This is a genomic window from Nonomuraea glycinis, assembly GCF_014646515.1.
GTDB classification, from domain to species: Bacteria; Actinomycetota; Actinomycetes; order Streptosporangiales; family Streptosporangiaceae; genus Nonomuraea; species Nonomuraea glycinis.
This window is the reverse complement of sequence record NZ_BMNK01000004.1, coordinates 373,605-389,905: the sequence shown is the minus strand read 5'-3', so window position 1 is coordinate 389,905 and position 16,301 is coordinate 373,605. Positions and strand designations below refer to the sequence as shown.

The following is a 16,301-nucleotide window of genomic DNA, read 5'->3' as shown; positions in this document are numbered from 1 at the left end:
GCCCCGGCGGACACGCCGCTCCGCCATGCGCGGAATCAGGCATACCGGGGTACGAGCGTACGGGACCATGTGATCGCAGTTTGACGGCGCGAGGAGGAAACGTGAGCAGCGACATCACCCAGAGCCAGGAGTGGGCGGCACTCGCCAAGCACCACGGCGAGGTGGCGGGCAGACACCTGAGGGAGCTGTTCGCGGAGGATCCGGAGCGGGCCGCCCGGATGACGGTCACCGCGGGCGACCTCTTCCTCGACTACGCCAAACACCGCGCCACCGGCGAGACCGTCGGCCTGCTCGTGGCCCTCGCCGAGCGCGCGGGGCTGCGCGACCGCATCGAGGCCATGTACACCGGGGCGCACATCAACGTCAGCGAGGACCGCGCGGTGCTGCACACCGCGCTGCGCGCTCCCGCCGACGCCGGCCTCGTCGTCGACGGCCAGGACGTTAGCCGCGACGTGCACGCCGTGCTCGACAAGATGAGCGCCTTCGCCGAGAAGGTCCGCTCGAAGCAGTGGCAGGGCGCCACCGGCCGGCCGATCTCCACCGTCGTCAACATCGGCATCGGCGGCTCCGACCTCGGCCCCGCCATGGCCTACGAGGCGCTGCGCGACTACGCCGACGCCGGGATCCAGGCCAGGTTCGTCTCCAACATCGACCCGGCCGACATCACCGGCAGCCTCGCCGACCTCGACCCCGCGACCACGCTGATCGTGGTCAGCTCCAAGACCTTCACCACCCTGGAGACCCTCACCAACGCCAAGGTCGCCCGCCAGTGGCTGACCGGCGCGCTGGGCGAGGACGCCGTGGCCAAGCACTTCGTGGCCGTGTCCACCAATGCCGCCAAGGTCGCCGAGTTCGGCATCGACACCGACAACATGTTCGGCTTCTGGGACTGGGTCGGCGGCCGCTACTCCTACGACGGCGCCATCGGGCTCTCCCTGATGATCGCCATCGGGCCGGACCGGTTCCGTGAGATGCTGGCCGGCTTCCACACCATGGACCAGCACTTCCGCACCGCCCCCTTCGAGGCCAACATGCCGGTGCTGCTCGGCCTGCTCGGCGTCTGGTACACCGACTTCTTCGACGCCCAGACCCACGCCGTGCTGCCCTACAGCCAGCGCCTGCACCGCTTCCCCGCCTACCTCCAGCAGCTCACCATGGAGTCCAACGGTAAGTCCGTGCGCGCGGACGGCACCCCCGTCACCGTCGACACCGGCGCGATCTTCTGGGGCGAGCCGGGCACCAACGGCCAGCACGCCTTCTACCAGCTCCTGCACCAGGGCACCCGCCTGGTGCCGGCCGACTTCATCGGCTTCGCCGAGCCGCATGAGGACCGCGAGGGCATGCACGACCTGCTGATGGCCAACATGCTCGCGCAGACCTCGGCGCTGGCGTTCGGCAAGACGGCCGAAGAGATCGCCGCCGAGGGCACGCCCGCCGACGTCGTGCCGCACAAGGTGATGCCCGGCAACCGGCCGACCTCCACCATCCTCGCCCGCCGGCTGACCCCGGGCACGCTCGGCCAGCTCGTGGCGCTGTACGAGCACCTGGTGTTCGTCCAGGGGACGATCTGGGGCGTCGACTCCTTCGACCAGTGGGGGGTCGAGCTCGGCAAGAAGATGGCCATGGACCTGGCGCCCGCGCTCACCTCCGAGGAGCCCCCGACGACCTTCCCCGACGCGTCCACCGAGAGCCTGGTCCGTCACTACCGCGAGCTGCGCGGCAGACGCCCCTGACCCGGTCCTGGTTCGTCACCGCGGCACCTGGCACAGGGACCTGATCGGGTGTGCCATCACCTCTGATCGGGTGTGCCATCACCGGGACTCGACTGAACGGCGGCCACCGGGTGACCATGGGGGATGGACATCACGGAGCTGATCGAGCAGTCGAAGGATTCCGCCACGGTCAAGCGCGTCTTCGGGGACCCCATACAGCACGGCGACATCCTGGTGATCCCGGTGGCCAGGGTCGCCCACGGGGGTGGCGGCGGCAGCGGCGAAGGCCGCAAGACCGAGGGGGAGACGGGCAGCGGAAGCGGCGGTGGCTACGGTGTCGGCGCGACGCCCGCGGGCGTGTTCGTCGTCAAGAACGGCGATGTCCGCTGGCACCCCGCCGTCGACGTCAACCGCATCGTGCTCGGCGGCCAGATCGTCGGCATAGCACTCCTGCTGACCCTGCGCGCCATCTTCAAGCGCACCCGCCACAAGCGCTGACCCCGCCCCCGCGTCTCCGGGCTCGCGCCTCGTTCGCACCTACGGCGCGGGTCTCGGGCCGAGATCCCCGTTCTTGAGGCTGGGGCGGCCTAGGGTTGGGGGATGACGTCTTTTGCGCAGATTGTGGCTTTTGGGGGCGTGGTGATGCTGGGGGCGATGTCGCCCGGGCCTGACTTCGCCGTGGTCGTACGGAGGTCCGCTTCCTCGGGGCGGGCGCACGGGATGGCGGCGGCGGTGGGGATCTCGATCGGCGTGTTCGCCTGGGTGGTGGCGGCGGCGACCGGGGTCGCCGCGCTGCTGGCCGCTTCGGCGGTGGCGTTCACGGTGGTGAAGGTCGTGGGTGCCGCCTATCTGCTCTATCTGGGGGGCAAGGCGTTGCGCTCGGCCGTGCGCGGTGACGGGGGACTGCGGTTGGACGTGGCCGAGTCCGGGGGCAGGAGCCCGTGGGCGGCGTTCACCGAAGGGCTGCTCACCAACGTGCTCAACCCCAAGGCGGCGCTGTTCTTCGTGGCGCTGGTGCCGCAGTTCGTGTCGCCGGGGGCCGCGCCGGCGGACACGCTGGTGCTGTCGCTGATCGCGCTGGCGGGGACCGTGGCGTGGTTCCTGGTCGTGGCCAACGTGGTCGCCGCGCTGCGCGCGGTGTTCGCCAAGCGGGCCGTCCGCCGCGCTGTCGACGGGCTCACCGGCGGCGCCCTGGTGGCGCTGGGGGTCAACCTGGCGGTCTCCGGCCGTCCCTGACCTTTCCACGTCTGGGAAGAGGCCCACGTCTGGGAAGAGGCCCACGTCTGGGAAGAGGCCACGTCCGGGAAGAGGCCACGTCCGGGAAGAGTCCCGGTCCGGGAAGAGTCCCGGTCCGGGTAGGGTCCGCGTCTGGGATGAGGCCCGGTCCGGGAAGGGTCCGCGTCTGGGAAGAGGCCCGGGTCAGGACACGGTGACGCCCAGGAGGTGGCCGAGGCCGAAGGTCACCGTGGCCGCGCCGACGCCGAGCGCGAGCTGGCGCAGACCGCCCAGCCACCAGGGGCGGGCGGTCATGCCGGCCACCACCGCGCCGAAGACGAACAGGCCCACCACGCTCAGCACCACGGCGGCCACCAGGCCGGCCGCGCCGAACAGGAACGGCACCAGCGGCACCAGCGCCCCCGCCGCGAACGCGCAGAACGACGCCCCCGCCGCCAGCAGCGGCGACGGCAGGTCGTCCGGGTCAACGCCGAGCTCTTCGCGTACGTGCACCCGCAGCGCCTGCTCGGGGTCGGCCGACAGGCCCGCCGCGACCTTGTCCGCCAGGTCGGCGTCGAGACCGCGGGAGCGGTAGAGGGCGGCGAGTTCGGCTTGCTCACCCTCGGGGTCGCGGGCCAGCTCGCCGCGTTCGACGGCGATCTCGGCGCGCATCAGCTCGGTCTGCGACTTCACCGACGTGTACTCGCCCGCCGCCATCGAGCAGGCACCCGCCGCCAGTCCGGCGAAGCCGGCCAGGACGGCTCCTCGTCCGGCCCCCGCCGCGCCCACCACTCCGGCGATCAACGCGAAGTTGGAGACGAGTCCGTCCATCGCCCCGAACACCGCCGGCCGCAGCCAGCCACCGGTCACGTCGCGATGGCTGTGATGCTTCTCCGGCGCGTGCGTCCGCTCAAGCTCGATGGTCATGAAAACCCCTCCCCACAACAGCTATTCATCCGACATTCAGGCATAAATGCCTATAGTCCGCAACGAAGGAGAGGCTTGCCTGACGTGCGCATTCATCGCCTGGCCAGGCATTATCTCGAATATGGTGTCGAATATCGCTAGTGCTCGGGGAGCCCCCAGAAGGCGCCGCGCAGGCCGGCGGCGGTGAAGTGGGCGGCGGCCGACGAGGGGTCCCGGCGGATGTGGCCGCGCTCCAGGCGCCCGTCGTACCAGCCGCGGGCCAGCCGCCACAGCGTGGGCAGGTCCATCACATGACCCCGCCGGCGCCCGGTGCGCTTCAGCCAGGCGTCGACGCAGCCGGTGGAGCAGAACAGGCGCTGATTGCCGCAGGTGTGCACGATGTCGTCCCACATGTGCGCGACGGGGACGAGGAAGTGGGCGACCTGATCTCCCGGGGGAGGGGTGTCGCGGCGGGCGACCCAGGCGTGCGGGGCGTCACAGGCCGGGCACCGGGTGGCCACCAGCACGTCCGGCTCGTCCCGGAGCAGGTGCGGGATCGCGAAGGAGTCCCACGCGCAGCCGCCCCACCACAAGGTCCGCGAGCCCATGATGGAGAACCCGAGCGGCACCGAGGAGAAGGGGTGCGCCATGACGATGTCACCGGTGGCGGTGTCGATCACCAGGTCACGGGTCTGGTGCAGGAGCTCCAGCGCCTGCCGTACCTCCCGGTTGTCGAACCCGGTGCGGGCCGCCAGTTCGGCCGCGCCAGGAGCGCGGCCGATGCGGGCGAATCCACCGTAGACGGCCAGGCGGACCTCTTCGGCCCGCTCTGTCTCGGACATGTCGGCTTCCTCTCGCGGATGCGGCGTACGGGGACCTGCGGGTCTCCTGCTGCATGGTGCCGGACATGTTACGGTGTCCGCCGAACCCGGCGCAGGGCGGACGCAGGACACCCGCAGGAGGGATCCTGACAGATCCGGTACGTGAACCGCGCGTCGAGGAAGGTCAGCCTCCTGGCTCCGCGAACACCGGGAGGGCCGTGGCCGCCCGGTCGGCCGTGTCGACCGTGTCGGCCGGGCCGCGGATGAGCTGCCTGCAGTCGGCGATCGCGGCCGTCAGCAGCTCGCGCAGCAGCGTGTCCGGATCGGGGATGCACGCCTGGACGATGCCCACCACGGACAGCTGCACCGCGTTGGGCGCCGCGTAGCGACGGAAGCCCTTCTCGGTGATCCGCGCTGCCCGGCTGAACCTGTGCGCCTGGGCTGCCGCCTGCGGGACCTGGGCCATCGCCTCCTGGCTCTGCTCGCTCAGCCGTCCTGGCGGCAGGCCGTCGAGCCTGGCCAGCATCTCCTCGGCGGCCAGGATGGACACCGCCAGCGCGAGCTGACGCTCGGCCGCGGCCACCGGCAGCGCCGTGGTCGCGCAGCGCAGCGAGAGCCGGGCGTCGACCCGCAGGTCATCGCTGGACAGGCCGATGATGGAGGGGACGAGCCCGATGAGCCGGCCCCGCTTGTCGTCCGAGGTGTTGTCGTTGACCAGGCGGGCGAGGGCGGCCAGCAACGGATGCGTACAGGCCGGGTGGTCGCTCCACCGCTCTCCGGCCAGGTAGGACGCTAGCTCCATGAAGCAGGCGCCCCGTTTCGGGTTGCGGTGCTTGCCTCTGGAGAGAATCGGCATGTGATCAAGATGGTTGTCCACGGGTGCTCCACTGGTTCGCGGGATCGCCGTCCTTCCAGTCTGCGCTGATGTGCGCGGCAATACCAGTGATCGGATGTCCTTTTCGCCGATTGCGCGTACTCCTCATGGGGTTATATTGGGGTTATTCCAAGCAGGAGGTGCGTGCGGTGCCGAAGATCAACGTTTATCTGCCGGACGAGCTGGCGGAGGCGGTCAAGGAGGCGGGGGTGCCGGTGTCGGCGGTCTGCCAGCGGGCCCTGGAGCAGGCGGTGCGCCGGGTGACCGCCATCAGGGAGACGGTGCTGACCGACCTCGACCTCGAGGTGCCCACCGGGGCGCTGATCCACCTGACGGACCGGACGCGCACCGTGCTCAAGCTGGCCGCCGACCGGGCCGGCGCGGCCGGGGCCACGGCCGTCGGCACCGGGCACCTGCTCGCCGGCCTGCTCGACGAGGGCGGCAACCTCGCCCTGCACGTGCTGCGCGCCATGGACATCGAGCCCGGCCAGGTCGGCCGCGACCTCGCGCAGCGGACGCCCGCGCCGCCGCAGGGCGAGGCCGGACCGGCGCGGCGCTTCAGCGGGACGGCGGCCAACGCGCTGGAGTTCGCCGTCACGGAGTCCACCTCGCTCGGGCACAACTACGTCGGCTGCGAGCACCTCCTGCTCGGCCTCGTCGCCGAGCCCGACGGGACCGCCGGGCAGGTCCTGCGCGGGCTCGGCGCCGACCCCCGGCTGACCAGACGCGCCGTGGTGGCGGCCCTGGCGGGGTACGTCCACCTGCGCGCCCAGGCCCAGAAACCGGCCCAACCGGCGGACGCGGCGAATCCGGCGGACACGGCGAATCCGGCGGACACGGCCCAGCTCCTGGCCTCTGTGGTGCGCGATCAGCTCCAGCCTCTCCTGGAGCGCATCACGCGCCTGGAAGAGCGTGCCGGCCTCGACCCCGACGCCTGAGGGGGCCTTCATGAGCTCCCGGGCGCGGATGGCGGCGTTCCGCTTCGCCGTCATGGCGGTGGTCGTGGCGGGCGTGGTGATCGGAGCCCTGTGGTGACGCCCGGCCCCGCCGCCGGGTGATGTGGCGCCACCCGGCCCACCCTACGGCCGGGGGCGGGCGTCAGGATCCCGGGGCCGAGGGCGGGCGCCAGGCTCCCGGGGCCGGGCGTCAGGCTCCCGGGGCTGGGGCGCGTGTCAGGCGCGCAGTTCCGGTGGGAAGCCGGTCCAGCGGAGTGCGGCGGGCAGGTGTGACATGTCGTTGTGGACCAGGACGGCGGGCAGCCGGTCCGGGGCGTAGCGGATGACGGTCAGGGCGGCGTTGGCCTGGTTGATCCCCAGCCAGCGCCACGGGGGAGCGCTGTAGGCGTCCCGCACCAGCCAGCCGATCAGGAAGTTGTGCGTGACGACGAGCTCGTGGCGGTCCCGCTCGCCCGCCACCGGGCCGGTGAACCGGTCCAGCGCCTCCTGGGCCAGGGCCCGGCCACGGTCGCGATCCTCCGGGCCGAAGTGGCTGAGGAAGCCGGTCAGATGGCCGGTCGCCTCCGGCGGCAGCTCCTCGGGCGCGGGGACGTACGGGATGAAGTCGCCGGCCGCGTCCGACACCCGCACGTCGGGACAGTCCAGCTCGGCGGCGATGAGCCGGGCGGTCTGCGCGGCCCGGGGCAGCGGGCCGTGGTGCACCGCCGCGAACGGGACGTCCCGCAGCCGTCTGCCGAGGAGTTCGGCCTGGTGGTGGCCGTCGGCGCTGAGCCCGCTCTCGTCCGGCAGCGCCTCGCCGTGCCGGACGAGGTACAGATATCGAGGGGCCACGCCGGTTACCTCCGGTCTCTCCTTCGGGCATCGGCACCTTAACCCATCCGGTTCGGGCACCCGCGCGGGGAAGTCAACAAGGGCCGGCCCGTGCTAGGTTGCCCACGTTTCCTGACATGAGCGCCGCCGTCGGACGGGGTCATCTCCGACGCGCGGGCTCCTTTCTCCGTATGGGGGCCAACGGTGAGGTGGGCGCTGTTCCTGCTGGTCGCGGCGGCGTTGTGGGGGGCGGTGCCGGCGGCGACAGCGCTCGCCGACAGCCCCGGCACCCGAACATCGGAGGTCTCCGCGGACGCCCCCGGCCGGGTGGCGTTCGTCGGCGTGCCTGGCCTGCACTGGGACGACGTCGACCCGGAGCGCACCCCCAACCTGTGGCGGCTGGCCGGGCAGAGCGACCTCGGCTCGGTCTCGGTGAAGACGCTCGGCACCGTGGCCTGCCCGTTCGACGGCTGGATGACCGTCTCGGCGGGCATCCGCTCCGCCTACGGCCAGACCTGCGGCCTGCCGCCCGCCCCCGAGAAACTGGGCGAGGGGGCGCGGGTGCCCGGCTTCGCCGAGCTGCTCGCCAAGCGTGACGGCGGCTACGTGGGCACGCTCGGCACCGCCGTGCACGGCGCGGGCCAGTGCACCACGGCGGTCGGCAGAGGCGCCGCGCTCGCGCTGGCCGACCGCGACGGCAAGGTGGACCTCTACGCCGAGAACCCCGCAGCCCTGACCGACTGGGCACGCTGCCAGGTGCTGGCCGTGGACGTCGACGAGCTGATCACCCCCTACCTGGTGGACGGCAAGCTGGTCAAGGAGCCGGAGGCGGTGCCGGCCGACGTGCGCCGGGCGGCGGTGCGCGCCGCCGACGCCGAGGTGGGCGCGGTGCTGGCCGAACTACCCGCCGGCACCCAGGTGGTGCTGGCCGGGATCGGCGACCACGGGTCGGTGCCGCACCTGCGGGTGGCGATGTGGAAGCGGGCCGAGGCGACGGGCGCCTACCTCGGCACCCGCTCGACCCGGCGCGACGACATCGTCATTCTCACCGACATCACGCCCACCGTGCTGACCGCGGCGGGCATCGCGATCCCGCCCACGATCATCGGCCTGCCGTGGCAGGCGGGGGAGCGGGCCTCCCTGGAGGAGGCGGTGGCCGAGCTGCGCAGGTCGGACCTGATGGGCACGAGCGTGCGCGGCACGACCGGCCTGTTCTTCACCGGGTTCGCGATCACGCAGGTGGCCTTCTACGCGATCGCCTACTACGTGCTGTCCCGGCGCAGGAAGGCCACCGCGGTCGGGGTGGCCGCGCTCGGGGTCGCCTCGATCCCGGTGTCCACCTACCTGGTCAACCTGCTGCCCTGGGTGCGCGGGGACCAGCCGGTGGCGCTGCTGGTCGGCGGGGTGATCGCCATCGCCGTGGCGATCATGGGCGTGGCGGTGGCGGGTCCGTGGCGGCGCAGTCCGCTGGGTCCGCCCGCCGTGGTGGCGGGGATCACCGGGGCGGTGCTCGTCGGTGACCTGCTGACCGGGACGACGCTGCAGTTCAACAGCCTCATGGGCTACACCGCCGTGGTCGGCGGGCGCTATTACGGGCTGGCCAACATCCCGTTCGCGCTGCTGGCCACCGCGGTGCTGATGACGACCGCCGTGGCCGCCGACCATCTGGTCCGCGTCGGGCGCAGGCGGGTGGCGGTCGGGCTGGTGGCCGGGCTCGGCGTGGCCGCGATGCTGCTGGCGGGCTGGCCCGGGATCGGCAGCGACTTCGGCGGGGTGATCGCCTTCGTGCCGGGCATCGCGGTGACGGCGCTGCTGGTGGCCGGTCAGCGGGTGTCGGTGGTGAAGTTCGTCGGGTTCTGCGGGCTGGGCGGGGTGGCCGTCTCGGTGATCGCGGTGCTCGACTTCCAGCGGCCGCTCGCCCAGCAGACGCATCTGGGCAGGTTCGTCGGCCAGGTGATCGAGGGCACGTTCCTGCCGATGATCTTCCGCAAGCTGGGCGCGATGCTCAGCACCATGCTCTCGCCGAACCTCATGCCGATCGTGATCGCGGGCCTGGCCTTCCTGATCTTCGCGATCATGCGGCCCGGCAAGATCAGCGCCGGGGTGGTGCCGCTGGCGTTCGCCCGCGCCCCCATGCTGCGCGCCGGCTTGATCGGCGCGCTGGTCAGCGGCGTGGTGGGCATGCTGGTCAACGACTCGGGCACCGCCGTGCTGTCCATGGTGGTGGCGCTGGCGGTGCCGCTGGTCCTCTACGCCGGGATCAACTCCGCGCCGGAGGAGGCGCAGGTCACCGGACCTTTAGGGGATGACGCCGTGGACGGTGCCGGGGACGGTGCTGCGAGCGGTGCCGCGAACGAGAGTGGCGGGCACGCCGGAGTGGTGGCGGGCAAGGCGTGAGCGGGGTGTAGGCGGGGCGGCCGGCGTACCTCGGGCTGAAATTATCTTTTAGTTCACTCGTAAGCCTTGAAACTTATAGCCATGGGCGATTGAGTTCGGTCGTGCAGACCCTCCGTTCACTGGCCGCCGCCGTGCTCCTGTTAGGGCCCATGGCCCTGACCGCCGCCCCCGCGCAGGCCGACCCCCCGCCCCCCGCGGAGGACGCGCCGAAGGCGTCGTCCTACCCGCCCCCCTCGGTGATGCTCGCCGCGGCCGAGCCAGGCGACGGCCTGGACACGGTCAAGAAGACCAGGCCGGTCGCCCCGGGCATCTCCCTGACCTCGTTCGACCGGTTCGACGCGCTCGGCTGGCTGCGGGCCGACGCCCTCACCGCCGACCTCGGCGGCGGCGCCCGCGCCGACTACGTGTTCTCCGGCGAGGTGTCCAAGACCGAGCCCCTGTCCGGGCCCGCCGGGCGCTCGCGTGCCGTCGCGGCCGTCAACGGCGACTTCTTCGACATCAACAACTCCGGCGCCGCGCAGGGCGTCGGCGTCCAGAGCGGCAAGCTCGTCCAGTCGCCCGTCGCCGGCCACGACAACGCGGTCGCGATCACCGGTGACGGCGTCGGCCGGGTGCTGAAGATGTACTTCGAGGGCACCGCCACGAAGACCGGCGGCACGCCCGTCAAGCTGACCCAGTTCAACCAGATCGTGCAGAAGGACGGCGTCGGGCTGTTCACCCCGCTGTGGGGCTCCTACACCAGGGCCCGCGCCGTCGAGGGCGCCACCGCCGTCACCGAGGTCGAGCTCGTCGACGGGAAGGTCACCGCCGTGCGGCAGACGGCCGGCAGCGGGCCGATCCCGGCCGGGACCACGATCCTGCTCGGTCGCGACGCCGGGGCCGCCGCTCTGGCGGCGCTCCGGCCGGGGGACGCGGTCGAGGTCGCGTACCGGCCGAGGGCCTCCGACGGCAGTCAGGTCAAGGCCGCGGTCGGCGGTAACTACGTGCTGGTCAAGGACGGACAGGCGCAGCACTCCACCGACCAGGCCGCGCATCCGCGCACCGCCGTCGGCTTCTCCGCCGACGGCACCACGATGCACCTGCTCACCGTGGACGGCCGCCAGGCGGACAGCCGCGGCGTCACCCTCGACCAGCTCGCCGCCATGATGATCGAGCTGGGCGCCGCCGACGCGCTCAACCTCGACGGCGGCGGCTCCTCCACCATGCTCGCCCGCGAGCCCGGCCAGGCCGGCGCCCAGGTGGAGAACAGCCCGTCCGACGGCGGCGAGCGGCACGTCCCCAACGGCCTCGCGCTCTACGCGCCCGAGGGCAGCGGCAGGCTCAAGGGCTTCTGGGTGGAGACCGCGAGCGACCCGGCCAAGGCGCCCGGCGCCGCCCCGGTCGGTGGCGGGCGCCCCGACCGCGTCTTCCCCGGGCTCACCCGCCGGCTCACCGCCGCCGGATACGACGAGACGTACGGACCGGCGAGCGGAACACCGCGCTGGCGCTCGACTCCGGCCGCGCACGGCGTCATCCGCGACGGGAAGTTCCACGCCCTGGTGCCCGGCACCGCGGAGGTCACCGCCGCCAAGGGCACGGCCAAGGGCAGCCTGGAGCTGACCGTGCTGCAACCGCTGCGGCGGCTCGGCGCCACCACCGACCGCGTCGGCCTGCCAGGCGCCGGCGGCACGGCCGCGTTCGGCGTCGTCGGATACGACCGCAACGGCAACTCCGCGCCCATCGAACCGGGCGACCTCACCCTCGACTACGACCGCGACCTGTTCGAGGTGACCCCCGCCGAGCAGGGCCACTTCACCGTCAAGGCCAAGCGGGAGACCGGGGCCGGGCTCATCACCGCCAAGGTCGGCAAGCTGAGCACGGCCGTGCCCGTCACGGTCGGCTTCGAGGACAGGCCCGTCGCCGCCTTCGACGACGCCGCCTCGTGGACCTTCGCCGCCGCGCGCGCCACCGGCTCGCTGGCGGCCGCGCCGGGGCGGGAGGGCGGCGGGCTCAAGCTCGCCTACGACTTCACCCAGTCCACGGCCACCCGCGCCGCCTACGCCAGTCCGCCGCAGCAGATCGTGGTGGAGGGGCAGCCGCAGGCGTTCGGGCTGTGGATCCACTCCAGCGGCAAGGGGGAGTGGCCCAGCCTGGAGTTCTACGACGCCACCGGGCAGTCGCAGATCCTGCGGGGGCCGTACCTGACGTGGACCGGCTGGCAGTATGTCGAGTTCGCGGTGCCGGCGGGCGTCAGCTACCCGCTCAAGCTGCGGCGCTTCTACGTGGCGGAGACCAAGGCCGACGCGAGCTACACCAACGAGATCCTGATCGACGGGCTGGTGGCCAAGGTGCCGCCGTCGGTCGAGACGCCCCAGCCGGCGAAGGTGGCCGATCCGGTGGTCAGGGAGCAGGTGGCGGACATGCCGTGGCGGTTCGCGGTGATGTCCGACGCCCAGTTCGTGGCCCGGGACCCCGACAGCGACATCGTGCGCAACGCCCGCCGCACCCTGCGGGAGGTCAAGGCGGCCAAGCCGGACTTCCTGCTGATCAACGGTGACCTGGTGGACGAGGCGTCGCCGGAGGACTTCGCGCTGGCGAAGAGGATCCTCGATGAGGAACTCGGCGGTGAGCTGAAATATCACTACATCCCGGGTAACCATGAGGTGATGGGCGGCCAGATCGACACCTTCAAGGCCGCCTTCGGGGACACGTACCGGAGCTTCGACCACAAGGGCACCCGCTTCATCACACTCGACACCTCCAGGCTCACCCTGCGAGGCGGCGGGTTCGAGCAGATCGCGCTGCTGCGCGCGCAGCTCGACAAGGCGGCCGAGGACCGCTCGGTCGGCTCGGTGGCGGTGCTGTTCCACGTGCCGCCGCGCGACCCGACACCCGGCAAGGCCAGCCAGCTCGGCGACCGCAAGGAGGCGGCGCTGGTCGAAGGCTGGCTGGCCGACTTCCAGCGGGAGACCGGCAAGGGCGCCGCCTACATCGGCGCGCACGTCGGCACGTTCGACGCCGCCCGGGTGGACGCGGTGCCGTACTTCATCAACGGCAACTCCGGCAAGAACCCGGCCACCGCGCCCGGCGACGGCGGCTTCACCGGCTGGTCGCTGTGGGGGGTGGACCCGGTGACGGACAAGGAGGCCGCGCACGTCCGGCGGAACTGGTTCGTCGACGCGCCCACCTGGATCGGCGCCCAGGTCCGCCCGCACGTGGACGACCTCACGCTGGCCGCGCCCGCCACGGTCGCGATCGGCGCCCCGGCGCGGGTCAGCGCCGCCGTCAGGCAGAGCACGCGGGTGGTCCCCGCGGCCTACCCGGTGTCGGCGCGCTGGTCGGGCTCGCCCAACCTGCACGTCGGTCCCCGGTCCACGGCCAAGCCGCAGCACGTCGCCGTACTCGACCCCGACAGCGGCACGCTGACCGCCCTGCGCAAGGGGAACGTCACCGTGGCGGTGACGGTCAGCGGCGAGACCAGGCAGGCCGTCGTCACCCTCACGGCCCGAGCGGCGGGCTGAGAGCGGGGGACGGGCACGGACGCCGTGCCCGCCCCCACGGCTCGTTCACCCCGCCGGCGAGCAGAACTCGGGGACAGGGGCCACGGTGAGAGGCAGGGGGCCATGGGGGTGGGCGCGGTCTGAGGTTCGTCACCGCGGGTAGGACGTTGCTGTATGACCGACGAGATCAAGGACCGGGCGGGCGCACATGGCCGCTGACCTCACCGTCCCTCCGGGCCTGCACCGGATCATCGAGGACCTGGCGCTGGCCGACCATCACGCGCACGGTGTCAGCGGACACGACCTGTCGCGGGTCGAGTTCGAGCAGCTGATCACCGAGTCGGACCGGCCGGTGCCGGAGTGGATGACCCAGTTCGACTCCCAGCTCGGCTACGCCATCCTGCGCCACTGCGCGCCCGTGCTCGGCCTCGAACCGCACGCCTCGCCCGAGGCCTATCTGGCCCGCCGCGCCGTGCTCGGCGCTGACGAGGTGAACCGGCGGCTGCTCACGGCCTCGGGTGTCGGCCACTATCTGATCGAGACGGGCTACCGCGCCGGGGAGATCCTCGGCCCGTCCGCCATGGCCGAGGTCACCGGCGTACCGGTGGAGGAGGTGGTCCGCCTGGAGGCCGTCGCCGAGCAGGTCGCCGCCACTGGCGTGACGGCCGCCGGGTTCGCCGCCCGCTTCGCCGAGGTGCTGTGGGAGCGCACCCGGTCGGCGCGCGGGCTCAAGACCATCGTCGCCTACCGCCACGGCCTCGACTTCGACCCCGCCCCGCCCGAGCCCGCCGAGGTGAGCGAGGCGGCCGGACGCTGGCTGGCCACCGGGGGCGCCCGCCTGGACGAGCCGGTGCTGCTGCGCCACCTCATCTGGGCCGGTCTGGAGCGAGGGCTGCCGCTGCAGTTCCACATCGGCTACGGCGACCCCGACCTGGACCTGCGCCGCGCCGACCCGCTGCTGCTGCGCGGCCTGATCGAGCTGGCCGAGCCGGTGGGCGTGCCGCTGATGCTGCTGCACTGCTACCCCTTCCACCGGCACGCCGGCTACCTCGCGCACGTGTACCCGCACGTCTACTTCGACATCGGCCTGGCCGTGCACCACACCGGCGCGAGGAGCGACGCGCTGGTCGCCGAGTGCCTGGAGGTCGCGCCGTTCGCCAAGCTGCTGTTCTCCTCCGACGCGTGGGGGCCGGCCGAGCTGCACCACCTCGGGGCGGTGCTGTGGCGGCAGGCGATGGCCCGTGTGCTCGGCGGCTTCGTCGCCGACGGCGAGTGGTCGTCGGAGCAGGCGGTGCGGGTGGTCACCATGGTCGGCGCCGGCAACGCGCGCCGCGTCTACGGCCTGGGAGTGGCCGCGTGACGGGAACACATCATCGCGACGTCCTGCTGCGCGAGGTGCTGCGCGCGGAGCTGCACGCCGCCCAGGAGCTCAGACGGGAGCTGCACGCCCAGCCGAGACTGTCGGGCAAGGAGGGGCCGACGCTCAAACGGGTGCTCGAAGCGCTCCCGGACGGGCAGGTCGAGTACGTCGCCGGCACCGGCGCCATGCTCCGGGTGGGCGGCAGGGGCCCGGCCGTGGGCGTGCGCGGCGAGCTGGACGCGCTGCCGCTCGTCGAGCGCACCGGGGTGCCGTGGGCTTCGGCGAACGGCGCCATGCACGCCTGCGGCCACGACGTCCACCTGGCCGCCGTGGTGGCGCTCGCCCGTACGGTCCACCGGGTCGCGGGCATCCTGGAGGCACGGCGGACGCGGCGCGCCGGCCTCGAAGCGGTGGCCGAGGACGCCGACCGGGTCGCGCCGCTGGTCGTGGTGCTGCAGCCGCGCGAGGAGAGCTTCCCGTCCGGCGCCAGGGACATCGTCGAGGCGGGCGCGCTCGAACGCCTCCAGGTGAACGCCATGGTGGGCGCGCATGTGCAGCCCGTGCTGGAGGCCGGCGTGATCGCCTGTACGCCCGGCGCGGTCAACGCCTCCGCCGACGAGTTCCGGGTGACGATCAGGGGCAGGGACGGGCACGCGGCCTACCCGCACCTGGCCCGCGATCCGGTGGTCGCCATGGCGCAGGTCATCGTCGCCGCCCAGCAGCTCGTCAGCCGGGTGACCGACCCGATGGTGCCCACCGTGGTCACGTTCGGCACGGTGCACGCGGGCACCGCGCCCAACGCCATTCCAGGCGAGGCGGTGGCCAGGGGGACCCTGCGGACGCTGTCGCGGACCTGGCGGGAGGCGCTGCACGCGCGCTTCGCCGAGCAGGTGCGGGAGGTGGCCGGGGCGCACGGGTGCGAGGCCGAGGTGCGGGTGTTCCCGGGGGAACCGGTGCTCGTCAACGACGCGGTGCTGGCCGTACGGACCGGGGAGTTGCTGCGGGAGCAGGGGCACTCGGTCAGCGAGGAGCTGCGCTCCTGCGGCGGGGACGACTTCGCGCAGTACGGCGCGCTGGTGCCGTCGCTGATGATGTTCGTCGGCGTCGACACCGACGCGGGGCTGCACAGCCCCGACTTCCTGCCCGACGACTCCAGTGTGGCCGCGGTCGCGGAGAGCCTGCTCGCGGGCTATCTCGCCGCCTCCGGGGACCGAGTGAGCGTCCGGCGATGAGCGCCGCGTCCGAGGACCGGGTCAGCGCGCGGCGGTGAGCACGTCCCTGGCGATGGCCTCCCGCTTCGCCGCCTCGTCCGCCATCGCCCGCTGCTCGGCCGCCACGCGGACATCGTAGGCGGCGCGAGCGGTGGCGATCTCGTTCTGGTGGCCCTCGGTCCAGGTGACGAGCGCGCGAATGGTCTCGTGCAGGGTCGCGCCCAGCGGGGTGAGCGCGTAGTCCACCCGGGGCGGCACGGTCGGGTGGACGGTCCGGCTCACCAGCCCGTCGCGCTCCAGATGCCGCAGGGTCCGGGTGAGCATGCGCTGGCTGACCCCGTCGATCATGCGGCGGAGCTCGGTGAACCGGAGGCTGCGCTTGTCGAGCAGCGCGATGGCCAGCAGCGACCACTTGTCCGCGACACGGTCGAGGATCTGCCGGACCTCGCAGTCCTCCCGTGTGTCCCACTGGAGAACGTCGTAGTCGCCGCCGGTATCCCCGCAGTAACCGGGGAACTCTGATGTGCCGTCTTCCATGCCCCCAGCTTCCTCCAGCAAGC

At 72.6% G+C, this 16,301-nt stretch carries 14 protein-coding genes; 9 read left to right on the top strand and 5 right to left on the bottom strand.

The genetic code is table 11. The features are described 5' to 3' along the window. Positions 1 to 101: 101 nt before the first annotated feature. The 3 genes from pgi to IEY87_RS15265 all read left to right on the top strand — a co-directional run bounded on the left by pgi (position 102) and on the right by IEY87_RS15265 (position 2,948). Positions 102 to 1,733 carry a glucose-6-phosphate isomerase gene (gene pgi, locus IEY87_RS15275; protein ID WP_225277305.1) on the top strand — a complete coding sequence of 544 codons (1,632 nt, stop codon included), beginning with the start codon at positions 102 to 104 and terminating at the stop codon, positions 1,731 to 1,733. Between the two features lie 123 nt (positions 1,734 to 1,856). After that, positions 1,857 to 2,210, top strand: a complete 354-nt coding sequence (locus IEY87_RS15270; protein ID WP_189139275.1) for a spore germination protein GerW family protein — start codon at positions 1,857 to 1,859, stop codon at positions 2,208 to 2,210. A 156-nt stretch (positions 2,211 to 2,366) separates the two neighbouring features. After that, positions 2,367 to 2,948 (top strand): LysE family translocator, encoded by a 582-nt coding sequence (locus tag IEY87_RS15265; RefSeq protein WP_225277306.1) that lies wholly within the window; start codon positions 2,367 to 2,369, stop codon positions 2,946 to 2,948. 183 nt (positions 2,949 to 3,131) lie between these two features. Here the strand turns inward: IEY87_RS15265 and IEY87_RS15260 are convergent, their stop codons facing one another. The 3 genes from IEY87_RS15260 to IEY87_RS15250 all read right to left on the bottom strand — a co-directional run bounded on the left by IEY87_RS15260 (position 3,132) and on the right by IEY87_RS15250 (position 5,510). After that, entirely contained in the window at positions 3,132 to 3,854 is a 723-nt protein-coding gene (locus IEY87_RS15260) for a VIT1/CCC1 transporter family protein (RefSeq protein ID WP_189139273.1), read from the bottom strand. Positions 3,855 to 3,991: 137 nt separating this feature from the next. Further along, positions 3,992 to 4,675 carry an organomercurial lyase gene (merB, locus tag IEY87_RS15255; protein WP_189139272.1) on the bottom strand — a complete coding sequence of 228 codons (684 nt, stop codon included), beginning with the start codon at positions 4,673 to 4,675 and terminating at the stop codon, positions 3,992 to 3,994. A 163-nt stretch (positions 4,676 to 4,838) separates the two neighbouring features. Then, the gene (locus IEY87_RS15250; RefSeq protein ID WP_189139271.1) at positions 4,839 to 5,510 is read right to left on the bottom strand and encodes a hypothetical protein; all 672 of its coding nucleotides are present in this window, start codon (positions 5,508 to 5,510) and stop codon (positions 4,839 to 4,841) included. Positions 5,511 to 5,677: 167 nt separating this feature from the next. Here IEY87_RS15250 and IEY87_RS15245 point away from each other — a divergent pair, with 167 nt between their 5' ends. Beyond that, positions 5,678 to 6,466 carry a Clp protease N-terminal domain-containing protein gene (locus tag IEY87_RS15245; RefSeq protein ID WP_189139270.1) on the top strand — a complete coding sequence of 263 codons (789 nt, stop codon included), beginning with the start codon at positions 5,678 to 5,680 and terminating at the stop codon, positions 6,464 to 6,466. Beyond that, the gene (locus tag IEY87_RS46680) at positions 6,441 to 6,563 is read left to right on the top strand and encodes a hypothetical protein (RefSeq protein ID WP_263652079.1); all 123 of its coding nucleotides are present in this window, start codon (positions 6,441 to 6,443) and stop codon (positions 6,561 to 6,563) included. The genes IEY87_RS15245 and IEY87_RS46680 overlap by 26 nt, the downstream gene beginning before the upstream one ends. A 137-nt stretch (positions 6,564 to 6,700) precedes the next feature. Here the strand turns inward: IEY87_RS46680 and IEY87_RS15240 are convergent, their stop codons facing one another. Then, positions 6,701 to 7,315 (bottom strand): histidine phosphatase family protein, encoded by a 615-nt coding sequence (locus tag IEY87_RS15240; RefSeq protein ID WP_225277307.1) that lies wholly within the window; start codon positions 7,313 to 7,315, stop codon positions 6,701 to 6,703. Between the two features lie 183 nt (positions 7,316 to 7,498). Here IEY87_RS15240 and IEY87_RS15235 point away from each other — a divergent pair, with 183 nt between their 5' ends. From IEY87_RS15235 to IEY87_RS15220, 4 genes are all read left to right on the top strand, one after another. Continuing rightward, a complete protein-coding gene (locus tag IEY87_RS15235; RefSeq protein ID WP_189139268.1) occupies positions 7,499 to 9,691 on the top strand; it encodes an alkaline phosphatase family protein in 2,193 nt (730 codons plus the stop codon). A 101-nt stretch (positions 9,692 to 9,792) separates the two neighbouring features. Then, positions 9,793 to 13,191, top strand: a complete 3,399-nt coding sequence (locus IEY87_RS15230; RefSeq protein WP_225277308.1) for a phosphodiester glycosidase family protein — start codon at positions 9,793 to 9,795, stop codon at positions 13,189 to 13,191. A gap of 187 nt (positions 13,192 to 13,378) precedes the next feature. Further along, positions 13,379 to 14,530: an amidohydrolase family protein gene (locus IEY87_RS15225; RefSeq protein WP_189139267.1), complete on the top strand. Its 1,152-nt coding sequence runs from the start codon at positions 13,379 to 13,381 to the stop codon at positions 14,528 to 14,530. Next, complete coding sequence (locus IEY87_RS15220; protein ID WP_189139266.1) at positions 14,527 to 15,762, top strand: M20 metallopeptidase family protein; 1,236 nt, start codon at positions 14,527 to 14,529, stop codon at positions 15,760 to 15,762. Before IEY87_RS15225 ends, IEY87_RS15220 begins: the two co-directional genes overlap by 4 nt. Before the next feature lie 21 nt (positions 15,763 to 15,783). Here IEY87_RS15220 and IEY87_RS15215 read toward each other — a convergent pair whose 3' ends face one another. Further along, positions 15,784 to 16,278 carry a winged helix-turn-helix transcriptional regulator gene (locus IEY87_RS15215; RefSeq protein ID WP_189139265.1) on the bottom strand — a complete coding sequence of 165 codons (495 nt, stop codon included), beginning with the start codon at positions 16,276 to 16,278 and terminating at the stop codon, positions 15,784 to 15,786. Between the last annotated feature and the right edge of the window lie 23 nt (positions 16,279 to 16,301).